This window comes from Mucilaginibacter sp. P1_A3 (assembly GCF_056406855.1).
Map to the genome: position 1 here is coordinate 278,543 of NZ_JBFTZJ010000009.1, position 22,278 is coordinate 300,820.

General features: G+C 42.4%; 20 protein-coding genes. 14 read left to right on the forward strand and 6 right to left on the reverse strand.

Annotated features, from left to right (window positions below; translation table 11 throughout):
- Positions 1-21 precede the first annotated feature (21 nt).
- From AC1D0K_RS20630 to AC1D0K_RS20650, 5 genes are all read left to right on the forward strand, one after another.
- Entirely contained in the window at positions 22-921 is a 900-nt protein-coding gene (locus tag AC1D0K_RS20630; RefSeq protein WP_477391569.1) for a LysR family transcriptional regulator, read from the forward strand.
- 100 nt (positions 922-1,021) lie between these two features.
- The gene (gene msrA, locus AC1D0K_RS20635) at positions 1,022-1,573 is read left to right on the forward strand and encodes a peptide-methionine (S)-S-oxide reductase MsrA (protein WP_477391568.1); all 552 of its coding nucleotides are present in this window, start codon (positions 1,022-1,024) and stop codon (positions 1,571-1,573) included.
- Between the two features lie 147 nt (positions 1,574-1,720).
- Positions 1,721-2,524 carry a 5'-nucleotidase, lipoprotein e(P4) family gene (locus AC1D0K_RS20640; protein ID WP_477391567.1) on the forward strand — a complete coding sequence of 268 codons (804 nt, stop codon included), beginning with the start codon at positions 1,721-1,723 and terminating at the stop codon, positions 2,522-2,524.
- 252 nt (positions 2,525-2,776) lie between these two features.
- Positions 2,777-4,090 carry a DASH family cryptochrome gene (locus AC1D0K_RS20645; protein WP_477391566.1) on the forward strand — a complete coding sequence of 438 codons (1,314 nt, stop codon included), beginning with the start codon at positions 2,777-2,779 and terminating at the stop codon, positions 4,088-4,090.
- A 414-nt stretch (positions 4,091-4,504) separates the two neighbouring features.
- Positions 4,505-4,933 carry a hypothetical protein gene (locus tag AC1D0K_RS20650; protein WP_477391565.1) on the forward strand — a complete coding sequence of 143 codons (429 nt, stop codon included), beginning with the start codon at positions 4,505-4,507 and terminating at the stop codon, positions 4,931-4,933.
- Positions 4,934-5,064: 131 nt separating this feature from the next.
- Here AC1D0K_RS20650 and AC1D0K_RS20655 read toward each other — a convergent pair whose 3' ends face one another.
- Complete coding sequence (locus tag AC1D0K_RS20655; RefSeq protein ID WP_477391564.1) at positions 5,065-5,280, reverse strand: hypothetical protein; 216 nt, start codon at positions 5,278-5,280, stop codon at positions 5,065-5,067.
- A 313-nt stretch (positions 5,281-5,593) separates the two neighbouring features.
- Between AC1D0K_RS20655 and AC1D0K_RS20660 the strand changes: the two genes are divergently transcribed.
- Positions 5,594-8,422, forward strand: a complete 2,829-nt coding sequence (locus AC1D0K_RS20660; protein ID WP_477391563.1) for a 2-oxoglutarate dehydrogenase E1 component — start codon at positions 5,594-5,596, stop codon at positions 8,420-8,422.
- A gap of 126 nt (positions 8,423-8,548) precedes the next feature.
- Positions 8,549-10,114, forward strand: a complete 1,566-nt coding sequence (gene odhB / locus AC1D0K_RS20665) for a 2-oxoglutarate dehydrogenase complex dihydrolipoyllysine-residue succinyltransferase (RefSeq protein WP_477391562.1) — start codon at positions 8,549-8,551, stop codon at positions 10,112-10,114.
- A gap of 209 nt (positions 10,115-10,323) precedes the next feature.
- Here the strand turns inward: odhB and AC1D0K_RS20670 are convergent, their stop codons facing one another.
- Positions 10,324-11,214 (reverse strand): alpha/beta hydrolase, encoded by an 891-nt coding sequence (locus AC1D0K_RS20670; protein WP_477391561.1) that lies wholly within the window; start codon positions 11,212-11,214, stop codon positions 10,324-10,326.
- A 131-nt stretch (positions 11,215-11,345) separates the two neighbouring features.
- Here AC1D0K_RS20670 and trxA point away from each other — a divergent pair, with 131 nt between their 5' ends.
- From trxA to AC1D0K_RS20705, 7 genes are all read left to right on the forward strand, one after another.
- Positions 11,346-11,642, forward strand: a complete 297-nt coding sequence (trxA, locus tag AC1D0K_RS20675) for a thioredoxin (protein WP_477391560.1) — start codon at positions 11,346-11,348, stop codon at positions 11,640-11,642.
- Positions 11,643-11,748: 106 nt separating this feature from the next.
- Positions 11,749-12,384, forward strand: coding sequence for a TetR family transcriptional regulator C-terminal domain-containing protein (locus AC1D0K_RS20680; RefSeq protein WP_477391559.1), 636 nt, complete (start codon positions 11,749-11,751; stop codon positions 12,382-12,384).
- A 27-nt stretch (positions 12,385-12,411) separates the two neighbouring features.
- A complete protein-coding gene (locus AC1D0K_RS20685; protein ID WP_477391558.1) occupies positions 12,412-13,779 on the forward strand; it encodes an ABC1 kinase family protein in 1,368 nt (455 codons plus the stop codon).
- 200 nt (positions 13,780-13,979) lie between these two features.
- On the forward strand, positions 13,980-14,294 hold the full coding sequence (locus AC1D0K_RS20690) for a Dabb family protein (RefSeq protein ID WP_295717743.1): 315 nt from the start codon (positions 13,980-13,982) through the stop codon (positions 14,292-14,294).
- A 59-nt stretch (positions 14,295-14,353) separates the two neighbouring features.
- Positions 14,354-15,799, forward strand: a complete 1,446-nt coding sequence (locus AC1D0K_RS20695) for an SDR family oxidoreductase (protein WP_477391557.1) — start codon at positions 14,354-14,356, stop codon at positions 15,797-15,799.
- Positions 15,800-15,882: 83 nt separating this feature from the next.
- A complete protein-coding gene (locus AC1D0K_RS20700; RefSeq protein WP_477391556.1) occupies positions 15,883-16,782 on the forward strand; it encodes a TIGR01777 family oxidoreductase in 900 nt (299 codons plus the stop codon).
- Complete coding sequence (locus AC1D0K_RS20705; RefSeq protein ID WP_477391555.1) at positions 16,775-18,088, forward strand: cryptochrome/photolyase family protein; 1,314 nt, start codon at positions 16,775-16,777, stop codon at positions 18,086-18,088. Before AC1D0K_RS20700 ends, AC1D0K_RS20705 begins: the two co-directional genes overlap by 8 nt.
- On the opposite strand, the gene AC1D0K_RS20710 is transcribed toward AC1D0K_RS20705, so the two are convergent.
- From AC1D0K_RS20710 to ggt, 4 genes are all read right to left on the reverse strand, one after another.
- The gene (locus AC1D0K_RS20710) at positions 18,089-19,024 is read right to left on the reverse strand and encodes an FKBP-type peptidyl-prolyl cis-trans isomerase (RefSeq protein WP_477391554.1); all 936 of its coding nucleotides are present in this window, start codon (positions 19,022-19,024) and stop codon (positions 18,089-18,091) included.
- A 61-nt stretch (positions 19,025-19,085) separates the two neighbouring features.
- Positions 19,086-19,583, reverse strand: coding sequence for an FKBP-type peptidyl-prolyl cis-trans isomerase (locus tag AC1D0K_RS20715; RefSeq protein WP_295717733.1), 498 nt, complete (start codon positions 19,581-19,583; stop codon positions 19,086-19,088).
- 234 nt (positions 19,584-19,817) lie between these two features.
- Positions 19,818-20,270 (reverse strand): MarR family winged helix-turn-helix transcriptional regulator, encoded by a 453-nt coding sequence (locus AC1D0K_RS20720; RefSeq protein ID WP_295717731.1) that lies wholly within the window; start codon positions 20,268-20,270, stop codon positions 19,818-19,820.
- A 120-nt stretch (positions 20,271-20,390) separates the two neighbouring features.
- On the reverse strand, positions 20,391-22,112 hold the full coding sequence (ggt, locus tag AC1D0K_RS20725; protein ID WP_477391553.1) for a gamma-glutamyltransferase: 1,722 nt from the start codon (positions 22,110-22,112) through the stop codon (positions 20,391-20,393).
- Positions 22,113-22,278: the final 166 nt, after the last annotated feature.

Sequence of the window (22,278 nt, forward strand, 5' to 3'; positions counted from 1 at the left end):
TCATAATTATGATAGATAGCAATGGTGAATTTTGAATGGTTCCGCACGTTTAAGGCTATATATGAAACCGGATCGCTAACCGGCGCCGCCGAAGCCTTGTTTATTTCGCAACCCGGTGTAAGCCTGCACCTGAGTTCGCTGGAAAGCTATGTGGGTTATAAATTGTTTGATCGTACCTCGCGCAAAATGGTATCAACCGAGCGTGGAAAAATACTATACAACTACATACAGGAGTCTATATGTAAACTGGAAGAAGCCGAGCGGCACTTTCATAAAAGCACCGAAAAGGATATCCCCACCATCAGCATAGGGATGTGCCTTGAAACTTTTCAGTTTACGCTGGAATCCTACCTGCCTACATTACCCTTTAACGTGATCATTAAATTTGGCGAATACCCCCAGATGCTGGCCGACCTGGACAGCGGGATATTAGACATGATCATCACCCCGCAAAAAGGAGATTATAAGGGCCTGGAGTATAAACCCTTTTTTAAAGAGAGAATAGTGGTTTTAGCCGGGGCGCAAACGGATATTGCGGGGTTTAAAGATCTGCTTAAAACAAAAGACCTGCCCCGGATACAGGCGTGGCTTAAGGCACAAACCTGGTATGGCTCATCTGGCGATATGGAACACCTGCGTCGTTTCTGGCATATCAACTTTGGTAAACGTCCCGATTTTAAACCCAATTTTATAGTCCCCAATATGGGCTCTATTATTCGCTGCCTGAGCGGAGGGACGGGGATTGCCGTGATTCCCGATTTTCTGTCGAAAAAAGAACGTGATACCGGCAACATTAAACTGCTTTGGGAGGGATATAACATGATAGAAAATACCCTGTACTTTGGTACCCGGAAAAAATCGATCTATGCAGAGCAGATTGCGATGGTAGAAGAGATATTTGAAAGAGAAATGGTGGGATAGGTTAAATATCGGGCATTCTGCTACCCAATGAATGCTTACACTATTATGAAAATAAGCATTGCTGTAAGCCGTAAATTCGCATTATATAAAAATTAAAATAATGCCTTCAAATATTCAAAGAATAACTTTTGGTAACGGTTGCTTTTGGTGCACCGAAGCCATATTTCAATCATTAAAAGGAGTGCTGTCAGTAACCTCGGGTTACATGGGCGGCCATGTAGATAATCCAACCTATAAAGATGTTTGTACTGGTACCACTGGCCATGCCGAAGTGATCGCACTGGAGTATGATGCCGATGTATTATCGCTGGATGAATTGTTGCTGGTTTTCTTTAAAACCCATAACCCAACAACGCTTAACCGCCAGGGTAATGATGTAGGTACGCAATACCGGTCGGCCATATTTTATACTACCGATGAGCAAAAGGCTGCGGCCGAAGCCATGATCAAAACCTTAACAGATGAAAAGGTTTTCGATAGCCCTATTGTTACGGAAATTACGCCGGCCAGCGAGTTTTACAAAGCGGAAGCCTATCATCAGAATTATTTTAACGATAATCCCGGCCAGTCATACTGTGCATTTGTTATTCAGCCAAAACTGAATAAATTTGCAAAAGAGTTTACAGATAAAATTAAGCCGGAGCTGCTGTAAGAAGAATAATCTTTTTGTCATGCTGAACATAGTGAAGCATCTATTATTCACCATGCTTCTTCGCCCTGTAAAGTCTGCGATTAGATCCTTCACTGCGTTCAGGATGACAAAAAATAAAAGTAGTTCTGCCGCCATCATCACCTATCCATGAAAAAAAGCTATATACTACCCGTACTCTTGCTGTTCACAGCCTGCGCGTCAACAAAAAACGTTGCAACCGGCAATGCAACATCTATCACCAATGGTGGTAAAGCATGGGCATCCATCTGGCAGCAAAGGGCGGCGGAGTATAAAGCCTTGTGTTTCCAGGCGTATAATATTGCTAAGCTGCGGGTTGATGAAGGGGTAAAGAATCCCGGTAGTAAACCATGGGCCATTGTTACTGATATTGACGAAACTTTGCTTGATAATAGTCCTTACGATGCCAGCAGGGCATTGCAAAACCTGGATTATACCGATGCCACCTGGAAAGGGTGGACGGATAAAGCCATAGCCGATACCGTACCCGGTGCACCTGCTTTTTTTAAATACGCGGCTTCAAAAGGCATAACTATATTTTACATTACCAACCGTAACGAGGCAGAGCGGGCCACAACTTTGAAAAACCTGCGGCTATACGGTTTACCCAATGCCGATGATGAGCATCTGCAATTAAAAACAACAACATCAAGCAAAGAGGCCCGCAGGCTTAATGTGTTAAAAACGCATAACATTCTGCTGCTTTGCGGTGATAACCTGCCCGATTTTGATATGTTATATGATAACCCCCCATCCGAAGATAGCCGGGTGGCCACAACGCGAAAGCTGGAAAAGGAGTTTGGCAGCAGGTATATTGTAATTCCTAATCCATCGTACGGTGATTTTGAAGGAGCGCTTTTTCACTTTAATTACAAGCTTACAAACGCTCAAAAAGATTCTGTTATTAAAGCAAATATCAAAACGGATAAGTAAGTTCTTATTCAACTTATCTGGCATTTTGTGATGATGCTTCCTGATTAATGGTGCAGATAGTTTATATTTATCCATTATTCTGCAAAAAAATTAACTCATAAAATATGCTTTGCTTATAAAAGGCCTTTCAATTGGCTCAAAAAGCGGCAAAAATGTTGAGAAGATGTCAAATATTGAGGTGAAATGCGTAGAAACAGCAAATAAATTGCAAATTTGTGGTCTGCATAAAAACAGTTAACTCCCTGTTTAACTATGAGCGATAAAACGATACTGGTTTGGTTTAGAAATGACTTGCGAATACATGATAACGAAATATTGTTAGAAGCCGTACGCAAGGCAGATAAAGTACTGCCGGTATATTGTTTTGATCCCTATTATTTTCAGCAAACGGCATCTGGAAATTTTAAAACCGGGAGCTTCAGGGCCCGGTTCCTGTTAGAAGCCGTTGCCGATCTGCGCAAAAACCTGCAGGCCTACGGCGCCGAACTCATCATCAGGATAGGGAACCCTTCCGAAATAATTCCACAACTTGCGGCTCAATACCAGGTGAACGAAGTTTACCACCACCGTGAGGTAGCTCATGAAGAAACCACCATATCTGAAGAGGTAGAGGCGGCTTTATGGAAAATGAGGCTCAACCTGAAGCATTTTATAGGGCATACCTTGTATCATAAAGAAGATCTTCCTTTTCCTATAAAAGATATTCCGGATAGTTTTGCTGTATTTAAAAAGAAGGTGGAGCGCGATAGCGATGTACGCCCATGTGTGCCAACGCCCGACCATATTTATACCCCCGAAATTACAGAGGCAGGGGAGTTGCCCACCCTGCAGCAATTAGGGTTAACCGAACCTGTGGATGATATGCGGGCTGTCAATTATTTTCAGGGGGGCGAAACGGCAGCGTTGATACAATTAAAAGAATACTTTTTAAAGATAGCTCCTGCAGTTAAATCAAAAGGGCGCAATGGTAACATCAATAATTCGTCAAAATTGTCGCCGTGGATAGCAATTGGCTGTATATCCTTGAGGCAGGTATATTGGGAAATATTTAAACAGAACCAGGAAGGCAATGCGCCGGGTGCTATGCTGAAGCTGGAATTGTTGTGGCGGGATTATTTCAGGTTCATGTTTAAAAAACATGGGCAAAAATTTATAAAAACCCAAAAAACCGAAGAAGAAGGAATTGTTTCAACAGCAAACGAAGAAGGTTTTTTGAAATGGGCGGCAGGTAAAACTGGCGTACCTTATATTGATGCATGTATGCACGAATTGAATGCTACAGGCTACATCTGCAACCAATGCAGGCAAATTGTAGCAAGTTACCTGGTGCATGACCTTAAGGCCGACTGGACAAAAGGCGCCGCTTATTTTGAAGAAAAACTGATTGATTATTCGCCCGCCAGCAACTGGGGCAACTGGGCCTTTGTAGCCGGCGTAAACGATGCTAAAGAAAGCAAATACGCCATAGCCTCCATGCCACAAAAAGACCTGGAAGCCAAAAGTGATTTTGTGAACACCTGGCAATCATCACCCAAAGATGAAGCCAGTGATCTGGTGGGGGTGTAAAATATTCAAGAACAGAAAGCGAAAGGCTTGCTACAAAGCCATGTCCATTGCATCTACCAGGGTAATCGTGGAAAAATAGTAATAAAGTATTAGTGTTAACCCAACAACCATGTAATTGCGAGTATACATCAAGGTATACCTGAAAAAAACAGTTATGACATGATTTATTGAATCGTCATTGCGAGGAACGAAGCAATCCCCAATAAGCAGGTGCACTTGCAATTTCGCCCTGTATAGTTGGGGATTGCTTCTTCGTTCCTCCTCGCAATGACGTTTTTTTCAGCTCCCGCGAGCTTATTAGCTCGTGGGTTGTATGGTTTCAGCTTTTAGCTGAGTTAAGCCGGAGGCTTAAACCATGCGCCCCCACGAGTTATAACCTCGCGGGAGTGAAGTATATAATAAAATTGCACTGTAATGAGCTATGATATATTGATAAGAAAGAAATATTCGGAAGATCGACTCAAGAAGGTGGTTGCTGATTTTTTAAATATTAGCGTCAATTCAATAGGTAATATTTATGATTTAGGCCTTGGTGGTGAGGTAAATATTGATGTCGATTATTTGGATGGAGATTTTGCTACACGATTATCCGTATATAAAAGGGATGACTTAATGGCCGAGTTAAAAGAAATTGACTTCGCCATTTACATATCTGAAATTTTGAAAGAAACTGTATTAATTACTTATTGGACTGATAACCCTTTTTTTTGGATTAGGATTCATTTCTATGGAGAAATATATAAAGTGAAAGAAGTTCCCAGCGAGCGGGAGAAGTTCATTCAAATCAATAAGCTTTTTAAAGAAAAATTAGAAAAGGAAAATGTTATATCTAAGCTTAAATAGTTCGTGCTTCGTTCTTCATTTGTAGCCGGTATGAGATGATCTTGTGGAATTGGAATAATTTAGGCTAAATGGCCTTCAATAAAATAGATTAGCTGTATCCAGAAAAATACACTTTTGATAAAAATCAGTTATTACCACTGTCTTTCCAGATCTACGTATTCATCAATATCTGTTTTACTCCATAAAGAAGAGCCTACTCCCGAGATTGAAGATAGCTTAATTTTCTTTTCTTTGGATTCAGACTTACGAATCAATAACGCAAGTTTTTTTAATAGACTTAGCTGAGCTTCCTTATCAAGGCGCTTCACTTGCAATAAGATGTCATTTACGTTCAAATCGGTATTCATGCTATCCAAAAATAATAATACTCTTTGTAATAACCATAAGGGAGAGTTTCAGCTTTTAGCTGAGTTAAGCCAAAAACTTAAACCATCAGCCCTCACGCTATCATAACCTCTCGCGCGAGTAAATTTCCATCATCTTCTAAAGCGGTACGTACATCGTTATACCCCTTTTAAGAATAATAAGCAGTATTTTATCCTTCAAATCCCCTGTATATCATTAAATCAGGATTAAAATCAACCAAATTTCTTTACAATTAATTGTGAAGTATATAAGCCTATATGCTTACTTTTGTACCGTTTTAAAGATCATTTTCACATGGATCGTCTAAATTATATCAATAGCGGCAACGCAGACTACATCAATTCCCTATACGAAGCCTACAAACAGGACCCCGAATCGGTAGATTATGGATGGCAAAAGTTTTTCGAAGGTTTTGAATTTAATATAAATACCAACGCAACCGGAAAGGTTGCAGCATCGGCAGCGCCGGCAATTGGTGAGGAAACACATGATCACTTTTTAAAAGAGATCAATGTGCTTAACATGATTCACGGGTACCGCTCACGCGGGCACCTGTTTGCCAAAACCAATCCCGTACGCGAACGTCGTCACTACTATCCCGGTAAAGAACTGGAAACATTTGGCCTGAACGAGGGCGACCTGGATACCGTTTTTAACGCGGGTGTTGAGGTTGGTTTAGGTGCCGCCAAACTGCGCGACATTCGCCAGCTGTTAGAAGATACTTATTGCCAGGCTATTGGTGCCGAGTACCGGTACATTCGCAATCCTATCAAAATCAAATGGTTTGAGGATAGGATGGAGAAGCACCGCAATACGCCTTCATTCACTCTCGAAGAGAAAAAGCTGATGCTGAATAAGCTGAACGAGGCTGTAACTTTCGAAAACTTTTTGGGTACCAAGTTCCTGGGGCAAAAACGTTTCTCGCTCGAAGGAGCTGAAGCATTGATCCCGTCACTGGATTCAGTTATTAAAAAAGGTGCCGACCTGGGTATCGAGGAGTTCATTATTGGTATGGCTCACCGTGGTCGTTTAAATGTGCTTACCAACATTATGGAGAAAACCTATAAAGAGGTATTCTCTGAGTTTGAGGGTAAAAACTTTGATTCTGAATCTCCTTTCGGTGGTGATGTTAAATATCACTTAGGCTTTTCAACCGATGTAACTACATCAAACGGCAAAAAGGTACACTTAAGCTTGTGTCCTAACCCATCACACTTAGAGGCGGTTGACCCGGTTGTTGAAGGTATCACCCGTTCAAAAATAGATTTTAAATACAACGGCGATCATTCCAAGATAGCCCCAATATTGATCCATGGCGATGCCTCAGTTGCAGGCCAGGGTATTGTTTACGAAGTTTTACAAATGGAAAAACTGGATGGCTACCGCACCGGCGGCACCATTCACCTGGTTATTAATAACCAGATAGGTTTTACCACAAATTATAAAGATGCCCGTTCAAGTACCTATTGTACCGATGTGGCAAAAACTGTTTTATCTCCCGTATTTCACGTAAATGGCGATGACGTTGAGGCCCTGGCCTATGTTGTTAACCTGGCAATGGAGTACAGGCAGATATTTAACGAGGATGTATTTATTGATATCCTTTGTTATCGCCGTTATGGCCACAACGAGGCTGATGAACCTAAATTTACCCAGCCATTATTGTACAAGGCTATTGAGGCACATCCAAATCCGTTAAAAATTTACAACCAGAAATTGATAACTGAAGGCAGTATTGATGCCGAGGTGCTTAAATCAATGGAGAAAACTTTTAAGGATGAGTTGCAGCAAAGGCTGGATGAATCAAAGGCCGAAGATAAGTTTACCGATACCATCGCCATGTTTGAAGGTGCATGGAGTGGTTTGCATTTGGCCAGCCACCGGGAATTGGTTAAAGCAGTTGATACATCAGTGCCTGAGGACAGATTACTGGAAATAGGTAATAAGATAACAACTTTGCCGGCCGACAAGGAGTTTTTTAAAAAGATAGAAAAACTGTTTGAAGACCGCAACAACATGGTTAACAAAACCCGGGTATTTGACTGGGCCATGGGCGAATTACTGGCCTACGGTACTTTGTTAAAAGATGGTTACCCCATCAGGTTAAGTGGCGAGGATGTAAAACGCGGAACATTTTCTCATCGCCACGCGGTTTTAACCCTGGCCGAATCTGAAGATGAATATACGCCGCTTGCAACTATTGAAACTGATGCAAAACTGAGCATCTATAACTCTTTATTATCTGAGTATGGTGTTTTAGGTTTTGAATATGGCTATGCTTTAGCAAACCCTAACGCGCTTACGATATGGGAAGCACAGTTTGGCGACTTTTTTAACGGTGCGCAGATCATTGTTGACCAATACATTGCCAGTGCCGAAACTAAATGGCAACGCGGTAATGGTTTGGTGATGTTATTGCCTCATGGTTATGAAGGCCAGGGTCCGGAGCACTCCTCTGCACGTGTAGAGCGTTTTCTGGAGCTTTGTGCCGATGATAATATCCAGGTAGCAAACTGTACTACACCTGCAAACTTCTTCCACATTTTAAGAAGACAGATGCAACGTGATTTCCGTAAGCCTCTGATCATCTTTACACCAAAAAGCTTACTGCGCAGTCCTAAATGCGTATCGCCGATTGAAGATTTTACCAATGGTAAATTCCATGAGCTATTTGATGATACTTACGCCGATGCAAAAAAGGTAAAACGCGTATTACTATGTACAGGTAAGGTTTATTATGATCTGTTAGAGAAACAACAGGCTGATAAGCGAAATGATGTTGCTATTGTACGTGTTGAGCAATTGTATCCAACACCGGTTACGCAGATATTGAAGATTAAAGCTAAATACGATAAGGCTACTGAGTTTATCTGGGTACAGGAAGAGCCTGAGAATATGGGTGCATGGCCGTACATTTGCCGTAAGTTCCATAGCGATAAGGTAATTAACCTGGATGTAATTTCACGTAACGAAGGCAGCAGTACTGCTACTGGCTTTGCCAAGCAGCATGCCGCCCAGCAGTTGTACATTGTTTCAAAAGCATTTGAAGCACCTGCAGGTAAAGTGGTAAAACAAGCGGTAAAAAAAACAACAAAAAAAATGGCTGACGCCGGAGCGGATTGATAATTTCTGTTTCGGGTTGCGAGTTTCGTGTTGCGGGTAAGAAAAGCCCGGCACCCGAACCTCACAACCCGCAACGCGAACCTCGCAACCCGCAACTATTAAATATAAAATCTACAACACTACAATATGAGTTTAGCGATCAAAGTTCCGCCGGTAGGCGAATCGATAACAGAAGTAACCCTATCAAGCTGGAGAAAAAAGGATGGCGATCACGTGGAAATGGATGAAGTTATTGCCGAATTAGAATCGGACAAGGCTACTTTTGAATTGACTGCCGAGCGTGCAGGTACTTTACAAACAGTTGCCAAAGAAGGCGATACTTTAGCTATTGGTGCCCTGGTTGGCAACATTGAAGAAGGCGCCGGTGCTCCGGCTGCGCAACCGCAGCCAGAAGTTGTGGCTCCGGCCCCGGTGGCCGCGGCAGCTCCTGCAGCTACGCCTGCACCTGCAACAGGTGGTGGCTCTTTACAAATTAAAGTGCCAACGGTTGGTGAATCTATCACCGAGGTTACTTTATCACGCTGGATTAAAAAAGATGGCGATGCCGTTGAAATGGACGAAGCCATTGCCGAACTGGAATCAGACAAAGCAACCTTTGAACTGACTGCCGAAAAAGCCGGAATATTAAAAACCATAGCCAAAGAAGGTGATGTATTACCTATTGGTGCAGTAGTTTGTACTATTGAAGGCGCAGGCGCTGCAAAACCAGCATCTGTTCCAGTAACGCCCCAAATTGTTATCGCTACAGACGAATCGCCGCGCGGTGGTTCAGCTGCTGCCGGCGGCGTAACTTATGCATCAGGTACACCATCACCTGCTGCCGCAAAAATATTAGCCGAAAAAGGCGTTGATCCTAAAGGTGTAAACGGTACCGGTGTTGATGGCCGTATTACCAAAGGTGATGCACTCGGTGCTCAGGTAGCACCTGCCCAGCCTGCTGCTAAACCTGCCGCCGCTGCTGCTCCTGCCGCTGCACCTGTTGTGGCCGGCGAGAGAAGCGAAAAACGCGAGAAAATGACCTCGCTGCGTAAAACAGTAGCCAAACGTTTGGTAGCTGTTAAAAATGAAACGGCAATGCTTACCACTTTTAACGAAGTGGATATGCAACCCATCATGGAACTGCGCGGTAAATACAAAGATAAATTTAAAGAGAAACACGGTGTAGGTTTAGGCTTCATGTCGTTTTTCACTAAAGCAGTTACCGAGGCGTTGAAAGACTGGCCTTCTGTAGGTGCCCGTATTGAAGGCGAAGAGGTTGTTTTCAGCAACTTTGCTGATATCTCTATAGCTGTATCGGCTCCTAAAGGCTTGGTGGTTCCGGTTATCCGTAACGCGGATAGCATGAGCCTTGCCGAAATTGAAAAGGCGATTGTTGTATTGGCCGGTAAAGCCCGCGAAAACAAATTAACCATACCAGAAATGACAGGTGGTACTTTCACAATCACCAATGGTGGTGTGTTTGGTTCTATGATGTCTACCCCGATATTAAATTCACCTCAATCTGCCATTTTAGGGATGCACAATATTATTGAGCGCCCGGTTGCCGTAAACGGACAAGTTGTTATACGCCCGATGATGTACCTGGCCCTGTCATATGATCACCGCATCATTGATGGCCGCGAATCGGTAAGCTTCCTGGTACGTGTAAAACAATTACTGGAAGATCCTGCAAGGTTGTTATTAGGGGTGTAAATTCCTCCATGATGATATTAAAAAAGCCTGGCGAAAACCGGGCTTTTTTTATGAAGAACGAAAACTTTTTAAAGGCATAAAAACCTGTTCTTTTTTGTATTTTTTTGGATGTTTTTTACTCTTTTTAGGTGCGTTTATTGATCATAATTGGCATTTTTAAGGCATTTATGATGCAAAAAAATAGCTTTAAGAAGTTTTTAGCGAAAGGATCAATGCAAAATCTTCTTGCGCTCCTTACTAACCGGGTTTAGGTAATTATTATCGGCCAGCCAGTCGGCCATGCGCTGCGGCCAGGTACTGATGGATTGGAGCTTTGAGCGATTGCCCATATTAAAGCCGTGCCCACCTTGCGTAAAAATATGCACTTCGATAGGCACCTTAGCTTCCCTGTACTTTTGCAGCAGACTTACCACTGGTACCGCACAGCAGGGATCATCATTGGCGGCCAGTAAAAAGGCTGGTGGTGCATCTGCCGGGATCACATCCGGTATATACAGTGGTCCCGGGTATATCTGGATCACAAACTTAGGTTTAGCATTTAGGCGGTCGATAGGGTCGGGGGCAGCAGGATCGCCTTTGCCTTCTCCATAGGCTACCATATCAACTACTTCGCCACCGGCAGAAAAGCCCATCATTCCTATTCGGTTGGTATCCAGGCCGTATTCGGCGGCTTTGCTACGCACCAGGCGCATAGCCCTATAACCGTCCTGCTTAGCGTGTACATCAATTTTATAGGGCGAAAGGGTATCCCTGCCCAATCGGTATTTCAATACAAAAACAGTAATACCCAGGTTGTTGAGGTATTTTGCGGGCTCCACACCCTCGGCAGTATAAACCAGTAAACGATGGCCACCGCCGGGGCATATGACCACCGCCGCGCCGTTAGCTTTACCTGCAGGAGGTAAAAATACCGTAAGCGAGGGATTATGGATATTTTTCACCCAATAATCCTTAGCCTGCTCGGGTTCATTACGCCGGCTCTCAAACCCCGGTGCGCCTTTTGGCCACAGTGGTATTACTACAGGTTTATCCTGCGCCGATACGGCTAATGGTGCTGCAAATAGTAGCAGGCATAGGTAAATGGCGAGTTTTGTTTGCATAAAGTAAATATAGTTTATAGTTGATGTTTCAAAGTTTATTAGCTTAAACTTTTCTGTAACTTAATAGTTATAAATGAGGATCATAGCTAAGGTTAATTTAGCTATGATATTGAACCATTAACTAAAATTATATGGCAAATTTCCAGGAAATTATAGCATCAGAGATACCTGTACTGGTTGATTTTTCGGCCGAGTGGTGTGGCCCGTGTAAAATGATGCCACCTATATTGCAGGATGTAAAGCACGCCCTTGGCGATAAGGTAAAAATCATCAAAATAGATATCGACAAAAATCCGCAGGCAGCAAGCGCGTTTAAGGTGCAAAGTGTGCCTACGCTTATGATATTTCAAAAGGGGCAAACCAAATGGCGCCAAAGCGGCGTGGTGCAGGCAAGGGACCTGCAGCGGACGATTGAGATGTTTATATAAGCCTTAGTCCTCCCTCTCAAATGCGGGGGGCTACGTGAGGCTTCTGTGACAAACAGTTCATACTATGTATGTAACTTTAACGTATAATATTAAAAGTAAATCCATTATGGCAACTATCGAAAGCATTCAGAATTCATATATTGATTATGTACTTACGGAAGGCTCACAACCTAAATCGGTATACATATTTGCTAAACAAAACGAAATGACCGAGGCTGAATTTTACCAGTTCTTTGGCTCGTTCGAGGCGGTGGAACAAGCTATTTGGGCAGGTTTTGCAACAAAAACATTAGCCGAAATAAGAGCTCAGGAAGTATGGGCACAGTATAGCGCCCGTGAAAAAGCCCTGTCATTTTTTTATGGTTTTTTTGAGTTGCTTAAAGGTAGTCGCAGTTTTGCCATTTATACTATCAATAAACAGCCTAAAGGGTTTACTACCCCGCGCGTGTTTGAAAACCTGAAAAATATTTACGAAAACTTTGCCGATGAGATTCTGAAGGAAGGCATTGAAACAACAGAACTTACTGATCGCAAGTTTTTCAGCAAGCGCTATAAAGATGCGCTGTGGATCCAGTTTGTGTTTGTGCTAAACTTTTGGGTAAATGATAATTCGGCCGGCTTTGAGAAAACCGATGAAGCTATTGAAAAAGGAGTTAACGTAACGTTCGATCTGTTTCAGCGTTCGCCCATCGATAACCTTTTTGAGTATGGTAAATTCCTTGTGAAAAACGGTAGGGTTTAAAGATAAGATGGGATTTTAAAATTCATTATGACAGATAACAAAAAAGATCTTCCGTCGGCTGATGGAGGAGATTTACAGGGTGCTGCTCCCGAACAAAGCAGCATGCCAACCACCAAAACTGAGCGCTCCGCCAAGTTTGTAAAAACGGGTTTCAAAATAGGAGGCAATTATATAAAGCATTATTCAAAAAAGCTGTTCAACCCAGATATGGATAAGTCCCAGCTGAACGAGGATAATGCTGCCGATATCTACCAGTCGTTAAGTGAACTTAAGGGCAGCGCGCTTAAGGTTGCCCAAATGCTCAGCATGGATAAAAACCTGCTGCCGCAGGCTTATGTAGATAAATTCACGCAATCGCAATACAATGCTCCGCCGCTTTCGGGGCCGCTTATTGTACAAACGTTTAAAAAGTATTTTGGCAAAAATCCCGACAAGATCTATGATAAGTTCAATATCCGATCGACCAATGCCGCATCAATAGGCCAGGTTCACCAGGCCGAACTGGATGGTAAAAAGCTGGCTGTGAAAATCCAATACCCCGGTGTGGGTGATTCTATATCCTCCGACCTTAAACTGATTAAGCCTTTTGCTTTCCGTATGCTGGGCATGAGCGAAAAGGAATTGAATGTTTACATGAGCGAGGTAGAAGAGCGCCTGCTGGAAGAAACCGATTATGAGCTGGAAGTACGCCGCTCTATCGAGTTTTCTACCGCCTGCGCCAACCTGGATAATGTAGTGTTTCCTAAATACTACCCCGAGCTGTCCAGCAAGCGCATCATCACTATGGATTGGCTGGAAGGAAAGCACCTGAAAGAATTTTTGGCTACCAACCCATCACAGGAACTGCGTAATCAGATAGGGCAGGCCCTTTGGGATTTTTATAATTTTCAGCAGCACGAACTACGTGCCGTACATGCCGATCCGCATCCCGGTAACTTCATGATCACCCCGGAAGGTAAACTGGGAGTTATTGATTTTGGCTGTATTAAAGAGATGCCGGAGGATTTTTATTATCCCTTCTTCTCGCTTACATCAACCAACCTGTTAGATAATAAAGAGGAAACCATCAAGGCTTTCCGGCTATTGGATATGATCCGCAAGGGTGATACCCCGGCACAAATTGAGTTTTATTATACACAATTTAAGGAAATGATCAGCTTATTTGCCATGCCTTACATTGATGATCATTTCGACTTTAGCCAAACCGAGTTTTTTGACAAGCTATTTGCTTTTGGCGAACGCCTTTCCAAAATGCCCGAATTTAAACAGGCCCGTGGAGTTAAGCATTTTATTTATGTTAACCGCACCAATTTCGGCTTGTATAATATTTTACATGAATTAAAGGCCGAGGTTAAAACGGATACTTTTAAGCCACATGTGGTATTGGAGTATTGAGCTCATCCAACCCATTTCAAAGAAGATCACTTTTGATTTGCGCTTGCATAGAAACTTACGAAGTTTTCAAAACTTCGTAAGTTTGACTTAAACGTTTTGTTGGAGTATTGAGCTTTATCAACCATTCTCCTTACGACAGGGCCTTTGATTTGAAGTTTTATTTATATTTGAATTTCCTCAGCCATATATAAAATATACATATGCCATTACTAGCAAACACCTTCGTTCACCACGTACATTTCTGGCTTACCAATAAAGCGGATAAGGATAAATTGATAGAGGGGCTAAACATCCTGAAACCTATCGCCCACATCCGTGATTTTCATATTGGCGTGCCTGCCGATACCAACCGCGATGTGATTGACCGCTCTTATGATGTATCCTTGTTGCTTTTGTTTGATTCGCCAGAGTTACAGGAGGCCTACCAGGTAGATCCTACCCATATTATTTTTGCCGAGCAGTATGCAAAGCCACTTTGCAGTAAAGTCGTAGTGGTTGATAGCGTAAATATTTAATAAGTACCGGGTAAACACGCAATTTAAAACAGCCTGCCTGCTTTGTTGTTGCACATAACGTGAAGGTATTACTTGCGGGGGCTAACGGTTACATAGGTACAAGGCTTATCCCGGTTTTGTTGGAGAAAGGCTATGACGTAGTTTGCCTTGTGCGTGATAAACGGCGTTTTCATGAACATAGCGACTTTAGTAAGCAAGTAACACTTACAACAGGAGATCTGCTTAAGGAATCGAGTATTGAGGCCTTTCCTGAAGATATTGATGCCGCTTATTACCTGGTGCATTCTATGTCGCAGGCGCAGGATTTTGCGGCGTTGGAGGCTTTATCAGCATATAACTTTATTCATGCGCTTGATAAAACCAGCTGCAGGCAAACCATATTTTTAAGCGGTATTACCAATGATAATAATCTGTCCAAACATCTCGAATCGCGCAGGCATGTAGAGGATGTTTTAAAGGAGGGTAAATCGGCGCTTACTGTGTTAAGGGCGGCCATTATCATCGGTTCTGGAAGCGCCTCGTTTGAGATCATTCGTGATCTTACCGAAAAACTACCTGTCATGACCGTGCCCCGCTGGGTAAACACCCGCTGTCAGCCTATAGCCATCCGCGATGTGCTGGGTTACCTGGTAAGTGTGATGCTCAACGAAAAAACATTTAAGAAAACCTTTGATATAGGCGGACCGGATATTTTATCATTCAAGGATATGATGCTTGTGTATGCCAAAGTGCGTAAGCTGAAAAGGCATATTTTTATCATTCCGTTCCTGTCACCTAAAATTTCTTCCTATTGGCTTTACTTTGTTACTTCAACCAGTTATACCTTAGCGCAAAGCCTGGTGAACAGCATGAAGAACGAAACCATTATGCAAGATCATAGCATAGATGATATTGTATCCAGAAAATGCTTAACTTATGAGGAAGCACTTAACCTGGCCTTTGTTAAGATAGAGCAGAACTCTATTGTATCCAGCTGGAAAGACGCCCTGAATATGGGCTATCTCCATTCGGGTTTTATGGACCAGATAAAAGTACCGCAGAATGGTACGCTGCAGTATAAAGTTAAAATTCCTTTTGAGCGCGAAAGCGCAGATGTGTTCACCAATTTTATGTCGATAGGAGGCAACCGGGGGTGGTATTACTGGGACTGGATCTGGAATATCCGCGGTTTTATTGATAAGTTATTTGGAGGCGTAGGCATACGCAGGGGCCGCACCAGCAACATCAATATAGCTCCCGGCGATGTCATAGATTTTTGGCGTGTTTTGCTGGCCGATAAAGAAAATAAGCGCCTGCTATTATATGCCGAAATGAAACTGCCGGGCGAAGCCTGGCTGGAATTTAAAATAATTGAACGTAACGGTAATAAAAACTTGAGCCAGGTTGCTACTTTTAGGCCCAGCGGTTTGTGGGGGCGTTTGTACTGGTACGCCATGTGGCCTTTCCACCTGTTTATTTTTAATGGCATGGCAAAAGAAATTATACATTACGGGGAGGGAGTTTAGCCGTTTGTTTTATGGCTCTTAACTCCTCGCTTTGCGACGATCCAATAACATGAAAACAAAAAACCTTGACAAATAACAACAAGATGAACATATTGATAACAGGTGGTTCTGGCGGTTTAGGTAAGCGGCTTAGTAAGCTATTGCTGGCGAAGGGCCATTCTGTAAGTTTTTTGAGCAGGAACCCTGCTAAAGACATAGATATTAAAACCTTTATATGGAACGTGAATAATGGCACTATTGATGAACATTGCATTGATGGCGTGGATACTATTATTCATTTGGCGGGGGCGGGCATTGCAGATAAACGCTGGACGGAAAATCGTAAAAAAGAGATTGTAGAAAGTCGCACCAAATCAATTGCCCTGTTATATAGCCTGCTTAAAACCCGGGCTAACAAAGTTACTTCGGTTATCTCTGCCTCGGGTATTGGTTATTATAGTGATAGGGGAGATGAATTACTGACAGAAACCAGCCCGCCGGTTAGTGATTTTATATCGCAATGCTGTATTGATTGGGAGGCCGCGGTTGATGAAGGTGAAAAGCTGGGTTTGCGTATAGTAAAATTCCGAACCGGTGTGGTGTTGGATAAAGAAGCGGGAGCATTGCCTGCGCTGGCCTTACCCGTAAAGCTTTTTGTAGGTTCGCCAATAGGCAATGGTAAACAATGGATTCCCTGGATCCACTGGCAGGATGTAGTTGATATGTACCTGTTTGCCATAGAAAACAAAGGGCTGAAAGGGGTTTTTAATATGGTGGCACCTAACCCGGTAACCAATGCCCAAATGACAAAGGCAGTAGCTAAACAATTGCATAAACCTATGTGGGCGCCAAATGTGCCTGCATTTGTGCTGAAATTATTGCTGGGCGAAATGAGTAGCCTGGTTTTGGGAAGCACTAAAGTATCTGATCAAAAAATTAAAGATGCAGGCTTCAGTTTTAAGTATACTGAGGTGACACCCGCATTGAAAGAAATATATGGATAAAAATACCCCGATAACGATCTTCTGGTTTCGCCGCGACCTGCGTTTAAATGACAATGCTGGTTTATATCAGGCCTTGAAAAGTGGCAACCCTGTTTTGCCTTTGTTTATTTTTGATAAAGAGATATTAGATAAGCTGGAAGACAAGGATGATGCCCGTGTCACTTTTATTTATGATGCTATTGAAGAGCTGCATGCAGAACTGAAAAAACATGGAAGCAGCCTATTGGTGATTTATGATAAGGCCGAACATGCCTGGGATAAAATAATCAAGGAACATAATATTGCATCGGTGTATACCAATCATGATTATGAACCCTACGCTACCAGGCGGGACGATGCTGTAGGAGAGATGCTGAAAAAGCACAATATCGATTTCAAAACCTTTAAAGACCAGGTAATATTTGAAAAAGATGAGGTAACCAAAGATGATGGTAAACCTTACACTGTTTATACCCCATATCAGCGCAAATGGTACGCAGCACTTAAGCCATTTCATCTTAAACCTTATCCTACCCTAAAGTATTTAACCAACCTGGTTAAAACCCAGTCTTTGGCAATACCTTCATTAAAAGAAATGGGTTTTGAAAAAAGTACCCTTCCCTTGCCCGGTAAGGAGTATGAGGATGTTATCAGCGATTATGCGGAGAAGCGTAATTTTCCCGCTATTAAAGGCACATCACATATTGGGATTCATTTACGTTTTGGCACCATAAGCATTAGGGAACTGGCAAAAACGGCATTTGGTTATAGTAGTAAAACGTGGCTTAATGAGCTGATATGGCGCGAGTTTTATATGATGATATTGTACCATTTTCCGCACACGATGGATCATGCTTTTCGCCCGGAGTATGACCGCATTAGATGGGTTAATGATGAAGCGCAATTTAAGGCCTGGTGCGATGGGCAAACCGGTTACCCGATAATTGACGCGGGCATGCGCGAACTGAATGCCACCGGCTTTATGCACAACCGTGTACGCATGATAGTGGCCAGCTTTTTAAGTAAAGATTTATTGATAGACTGGCGCTGGGGCGAACATTATTTTGCCCGTAAGCTGCTTGATTATGAAATGGCCAGCAATGTTGGCGGCTGGCAATGGGCTGCAGGCTCGGGTACAGATGCTGCACCGTATTTCAGGATATTTAATCCTGAATCTCAAACCAAAAAGTTTGACCCGGAATTGAAATACATAAAAAAATGGGTTCCGGAATATGCTGACTTTAGCACATATCCGAAACCCATTATTGATCACGCTTTTGCACGCGAGCGTTGTTTAAAAGTATTTAAAGAGGCTTTAGCTAAATAATTAATTAGTCACTGTAACTATTGTAAAGTCGAAACGTAAGTTAGTATTCCCGGCTATACCGGTAGTACCCGCTCTTCCATAGGCATATCTTGAAGGTAATAGTAGTGTAACTGCGGCGCCTGTAGTATAACCTTGTAAGCCCTCTGCCACACCTGTTACAGGTATGCTTCCACTATTGCCCGAAAGGTCAAATGTTGCACCAGTTGTGTTGGAGTCAAATTCTGTTCCGGTTAAAAATTTGCCCGAGTAAGTTGTGGTAAAGGCTGAATATTGACCTATGGCATTGGCGCCTGTACCAGGAGTTGTTACTTTATAATAATAACCACCTGGTGCCTTAACAAAACCAGTTAAGCCATTGGCAGCCTTGTAGTTATTTATAACCTGGTCATCATACTTGTTTTGATCGGTATATACGTTAAGATAATAATCAAGGCATTGGTTACCTGCAATACGGGTATTAACGTTACTTGCACTGCCCGTTCCATAGCCGTTTATTCCATAGGCCAGGCGCGAAGGTATTAATACCCTTGCTCTTGTTCCTTTATATTTAATGAGGTTATGAATAGCAATCTGCAAACCTTTTGGAAGCGCACTTTGATTTATGTGGCCTAAAAAACCATCGTAATGGTTATTGGTCAGCGAATCAAGTGAGTTGTATTTTCCGTCGAATGATTTTAAGGTAAAAACAAACTTCACTGTATCTGAATAGTCCAATGGCAGACCCGCAGTTGATCCCTGCGAAAGAATCTGGTAATAAATGCCGCTGGTATCATGATCAGTAGTATCACGTTTCATAGCTGTGAGGCCATTGGCTTTAATATAGTTTTGAATATTGGTTTCGTCGACTTGTGTAATATTAGGATCGTTGGCTGTTTTGCGGCAAGATATAAAACCTATTGTGGCAAGTAATAATAGCGTAAAAGTAATTTTCTTCATTTATATTGTTTGTTAACAGTAAACAGCTAATCATTGTGGCCCTTTACCTTTATTCTTTTGTCTAATTAGTTATGTTATATAGCTGTATACGAAAATCAAGTACCGAATTAGCGGGCAAATGTACCGAATCCTGCGGATATGGCCCGTAAGCATATCTTGACGGAATAAGCAATCTTATTTTGCCACCTTTCTTTATCTGTGGTATGCCCAACTGCCAACCTCTTATTACACTTCCTAATGTATAGGACGGGTGAAAATTGGTAGTTTGCGCAAAAACAACACCATCAGCCAAACGTTGCCCTGTAAAGCCCACTGTTACAGTTGTTGAACTGGTAAACAGGTCATTTCCTGAACCTTCCTCGCCCTTTTTTATAATGTAAAACACTCCTGATGTGTCCACACGTTTAGCGCTGTCTTCCGGATGCTTTGCCAGGTAATCGCTGATTATTTTATCATCAATTGCCGCTTGAATTTTATACTGTACCATAGGATCGGCAGATTTTTTACATGCGCCCAATCCCGCCATCAATACCAATAGTAAAACAAGTAACCTGTTCATTTTCTCAAAAGGCAAATTTATTCTTTTATAATAGAAAAACGGCAGCTTAACATTTTTTAACAATTAATAATCCGCACAGCATTAAATAAGTGTAGTTAAGAGCTTTATTTCAAACTAAACGAATCATTTTAAAGAAAATTACTTCGGTTTATGGCTGTACGTCCGTTAGTTTTTCTGGCCGCGCTATTACTGGTTTACGGCAAAGTGTTTTTACAATAAAAGCTCTTGTAATGCTTATTGACTATTAGGTTTATAGTTAACAGTAAGCTTGTTTATTTTTTTAAGCATTTCGGTAAGGTATTCTTTATCTGCCGGGCTGATGTGGGCATCAAGGTAGTTATTAAATTGTTTTACAACCACGCGTGCCTGGTGCCGTTTTTCTTTGCCCACATCTGTCAGATAAATCTTTACCGAACGTTTATCGCCCTGGTTAGATTCCCGATAGATTAGTCCTGTTTTTTCCAGCTGACTAAGCATTCTTGATAAACTGGTTGATTTAAGCCCTAATAATGCGGCCGCCTGGGATACGGTGGTGCCTTCCTTTTCGTCGATATTGATTAACAGGTAGCCTATAGACTGCGTGATGCCAAACTCAGTAACCAACTGGTTGTACCTGTTGGCAACGGTTTGCCACACAATTTTTAAAAAATAATCAATGGTTTCCTGGTGTTTTACACTATTATGCATGCATACCAAACGTAAGAAATGCTTGTTAATTACACAAATTTAAGTTTGCTGTTTGCCGTTGCCAGTTTGCGGTTTTTATTAAATAGATGTTAAGCAAACTGCCGACTGCTAACCGACTAACTACCACCCCAGTTTAGTATCATCACCTCGTGGATCTGCGCCGCCTTCGTAATAACCCCATTGGGTTTTTAGAATGGCATCCACCCGACCTATGGTCCCGCTGGTGGTTATTTTGTAGCCTTTACCTTGGAGTTTGGTAACGGTGGCACTATCAATGGCATCTTTTTCAACCATCACCTCATCGGGCAGCCATTGTGAGTGGAAGCGTTTTGAAGTTACAGCCTGTTGCATGCTTTGGTTAAAGTCTATTACATTAAGTATGGTTTGAAAAACTGATGTAATGATTGTTGAGCCGCCGGGAGTACCAACCACCATAAACAGTTTTCCATCTTTTTCAACAATGGTTGGTGTCATGGATGATAGCATGCGTTTACCGGGTTGGATGCTGTTGGCCTTGCCTCCAATCAATCCGTACATATTGGGTACTCCCGGTTTGGAGCTAAAGTCGTCCATTTCATTGTTAAGCAGGAACCCCGCGCCTTTAACAAAAATTTTGGAACCGAAGCTGTCGTTCAAAGTGGTAGTAATGGATACCGCGTTGCCATCCCTATCTACAATAGAATAGTGTGTTGTTTGGTCGCTTTCGTAACCTACAAAGGTGCCGGGCTGTATGCTGGTGCTTGGTGTGGCCGCATCCCAGCTAAAATTGCCCATGCGCGATGCGGTGTAAGCTGGTTTCAGCAGGCTATCAACCGGCACTTTAAAAAAATCAGGATCGCCAAGGTATTTGGATCTATCTGCATAAACCCGGCGTTCGGCTTCAACTACCAATCGCACGGTTGAATCCTGGTTGTATCCCCACCTTTTTAAAGGATATTTTTCAACAGATTGCAGCAATTGGAGCAAAGCTATGCCTCCGCTTGATGGCGGCGGCATTGTAATGATCTTGTACCCTTTATAATTGCCCGTAATAGCGTTGCGCCAAACAGAGTGGTAATTTTTGAGATCTTCCTTTGTCATCAATCCTTTGCCGCTTTTCATTTCGGCAACAATTTCATCGGCCACTATACCATCATAAAATCCCTCTCTGCCTTTATCGCGGATGAGTTCAAAGGTTTTGGCCAAATCCTCCTGTACTAACACGTCGCCTTCGTTCCAATCCCCATCTTTTATCAAATAGGTTTTGCCGGGATTCAATTTTGTGAACTGGGCTTTGGTGCGATTGAGGTCGCTGGCTAAATGTTTTGTTATTTTAAAACCGTTGCGGGCAAGTTCAATAGCAGGTTGTACAAGATCGGCCCATTTAAGCTTGCCATATTTACGGTGTGCCTCAACCATCCCATCAACAGAACCGGGAACGCCGGATGCCTGGTGCGTATACAGGCTCATATCAGGAATTACATTCCCGGCCGAATCAAGGTACATATCGGCACTTGCCCCGGCTGGTCCTTTTTCCCTAAAATCCAGGGTATTTGTTTTGCCGCTTTTGGAACGGAAAACCATAAAGCCCCCACCGCCAATATTGCCCGCTTGCGGATGTGTTACTGTTAACGCAAATTGCACCGCTACCGCGGCATCAACAGCATTGCCACCTTTCTTTAAAATATCAAGCCCAACCTGCGCGGCATCCGGGTAAGCGCAAACCACCATACCATTCCGATATTGGTTACTATTGTTAACCCCCAGTTGCCCGTGTACACATCCTGTGGTTATAAAAAAAAGTATGGTTAAAAACAGGGTTATGTAATTGCTCTTTCTTATTTTAAAGCTATATATCATCATTATCAGCGAAAATTATTTCACTAAAATAATCTATTTAAGGTCATAAATACATTAAAAGAAGACCAATATTTCCTGTTGAAAGTCAGTTAGATGAATATTTATGGATGTAGTTTTTTCTTTACAATACCATAAAAATTCATAATTGGCGTTTATTACTGAACATTTA

Excerpts from the sequence above, each read along its gene's own strand:
- AC1D0K_RS20650 (WP_477391565.1), top strand. The coding sequence starts at position 4,505 with ATGAGCTATGATATATTGATAAGAAAGAAATATTCGGAAGATCGACTC.
- AC1D0K_RS20680 (WP_477391559.1), top strand. The coding sequence starts at position 11,749 with ATGGCAACTATCGAAAGCATTCAGAATTCATATATTGATTATGTACTT.
- trxA (WP_477391560.1), top strand. The coding sequence starts at position 11,346 with ATGGCAAATTTCCAGGAAATTATAGCATCAGAGATACCTGTACTGGTT.
- AC1D0K_RS20705 (WP_477391555.1), top strand. The coding sequence starts at position 16,775 with ATGGATAAAAATACCCCGATAACGATCTTCTGGTTTCGCCGCGACCTG.
- AC1D0K_RS20700 (WP_477391556.1), top strand. The coding sequence starts at position 15,883 with ATGAACATATTGATAACAGGTGGTTCTGGCGGTTTAGGTAAGCGGCTT.
- ggt (WP_477391553.1), bottom strand. The coding sequence starts at position 22,112 with ATGATGATATATAGCTTTAAAATAAGAAAGAGCAATTACATAACCCTG.
- AC1D0K_RS20710 (WP_477391554.1), bottom strand. The coding sequence starts at position 19,024 with ATGAAGAAAATTACTTTTACGCTATTATTACTTGCCACAATAGGTTTT.
- AC1D0K_RS20685 (WP_477391558.1), top strand. The coding sequence starts at position 12,412 with ATGACAGATAACAAAAAAGATCTTCCGTCGGCTGATGGAGGAGATTTA.
- odhB (WP_477391562.1), top strand. The coding sequence starts at position 8,549 with ATGAGTTTAGCGATCAAAGTTCCGCCGGTAGGCGAATCGATAACAGAA.
- AC1D0K_RS20640 (WP_477391567.1), top strand. The coding sequence starts at position 1,721 with ATGAAAAAAAGCTATATACTACCCGTACTCTTGCTGTTCACAGCCTGC.
- AC1D0K_RS20720 (WP_295717731.1), bottom strand. The coding sequence starts at position 20,270 with ATGCATAATAGTGTAAAACACCAGGAAACCATTGATTATTTTTTAAAA.
- AC1D0K_RS20670 (WP_477391561.1), bottom strand. The coding sequence starts at position 11,214 with ATGCAAACAAAACTCGCCATTTACCTATGCCTGCTACTATTTGCAGCA.
- AC1D0K_RS20660 (WP_477391563.1), top strand. The coding sequence starts at position 5,594 with ATGGATCGTCTAAATTATATCAATAGCGGCAACGCAGACTACATCAAT.
- msrA (WP_477391568.1), top strand. The coding sequence starts at position 1,022 with ATGCCTTCAAATATTCAAAGAATAACTTTTGGTAACGGTTGCTTTTGG.
- AC1D0K_RS20655 (WP_477391564.1), bottom strand. The coding sequence starts at position 5,280 with ATGAATACCGATTTGAACGTAAATGACATCTTATTGCAAGTGAAGCGC.
- AC1D0K_RS20645 (WP_477391566.1), top strand. The coding sequence starts at position 2,777 with ATGAGCGATAAAACGATACTGGTTTGGTTTAGAAATGACTTGCGAATA.
- AC1D0K_RS20690 (WP_295717743.1), top strand. The coding sequence starts at position 13,980 with ATGCCATTACTAGCAAACACCTTCGTTCACCACGTACATTTCTGGCTT.
- AC1D0K_RS20630 (WP_477391569.1), top strand. The coding sequence starts at position 22 with ATGGTGAATTTTGAATGGTTCCGCACGTTTAAGGCTATATATGAAACC.
- AC1D0K_RS20715 (WP_295717733.1), bottom strand. The coding sequence starts at position 19,583 with ATGAACAGGTTACTTGTTTTACTATTGGTATTGATGGCGGGATTGGGC.